Origin of the sequence: Paracoccus pacificus (assembly GCF_042680785.1) — a bacterium.
GTDB lineage: Bacteria > Pseudomonadota > Alphaproteobacteria > Rhodobacterales > Rhodobacteraceae > Paracoccus > Paracoccus pacificus.
Genome location: NZ_JBHUEN010000061.1, coordinates 1 through 1,135, shown reverse-complemented (window position 1 = coordinate 1,135; position 1,135 = coordinate 1). Strand labels below are relative to the sequence as shown.

Annotated in this window: 1 protein-coding gene; it reads right to left on the bottom strand. The window is 63.4% G+C overall.

Annotated features, from left to right (window positions below; genetic code table 11):
* Nucleotides 1–17 precede the first annotated feature (17 nt).
* The coding region (tuf, locus tag ACFSCT_RS19510; protein ID WP_379145632.1) for an elongation factor Tu at nt 18–1,135 on the bottom strand (1,118 nt) is incomplete at its 5' end.

The window sequence follows — 1,135 nt, the reverse complement described above, 5'->3', positions numbered from 1 at the left end:
CGGTGATCCGCGTCAGATCACTCGATGATCTTCGACACCACGCCGGCGCCGACGGTGCGGCCGCCTTCGCGGATCGCGAAGCGCAGCTTTTCTTCCATCGCGATCGGCGCGATCAGCTCGACCTCGAACTTCAGGTTGTCGCCAGGCATCACCATCTCGGTGCCTTCCGGCAGCTTCACGGTGCCCGTCACGTCGGTCGTGCGGAAGTAGAACTGCGGGCGGTAGTTCGCGAAGAACGGCGTGTGCCGGCCGCCTTCTTCCTTGGTCAGGATATAGGCCTCGGCCTCGAACTTGGTGTGCGGCTTAACCGAACCCGGCTTGCACAGCACCTGGCCACGCTCGACCCCGTCACGTTCCACACCGCGCAGCAGCGCGCCGATGTTGTCGCCGGCCTCACCGCGGTCCAGCAGTTTGCGGAACATTTCCACGCCGGTGCAGGTGGTCTTCTTGGTCGGGCGGATGCCGACGATTTCCAACTCGTCGCCGACGTTCACCGCGCCACGCTCGACCCGGCCGGTCACAACCGTGCCGCGGCCCGAGATCGAGAACACGTCCTCGATCGGCATCAGGAACGGCTGGTCGATCGCACGCTCGGGCGTCGGGATGTATTCGTCCACCGCCTTGATCAGCTCGCGGATCGAGTTCTCGCCGATTTCCGGATCACGGCCTTCCAGAGCGGCCAGCGCCGAGCCCTTGATGATCGGAATGTCGTCGCCGGGATAGTCGTAGCTGGACAGAAGCTCGCGCACTTCCATCTCGACCAGTTCCAGCAGTTCCTCGTCATCGACCTGGTCGACCTTGTTCAGGTAGACGACCATGTAGGGGATGCCGACCTGACGGCCGAGCAGGATGTGCTCGCGCGTTTGCGGCATCGGGCCGTCGGCCGCGTTCACCACAAGGATCGCGCCGTCCATCTGCGCCGCACCGGTGATCATGTTCTTCACATAGTCGGCGTGGCCGGGGCAGTCGACATGCGCGTAATGCCGGTTCGGGCTTTCATATTCAACGTGAGCCGTCGAAATCGTGATCCCCCGCGCCTTTTCCTCGGGCGCCGCGTCGATCTGGTCGTAGGCCTTGAAATCACCGAAATACTTCGTGATCGCCGCCGTCAGCGTCGTCTTGCCATGGTCAACGT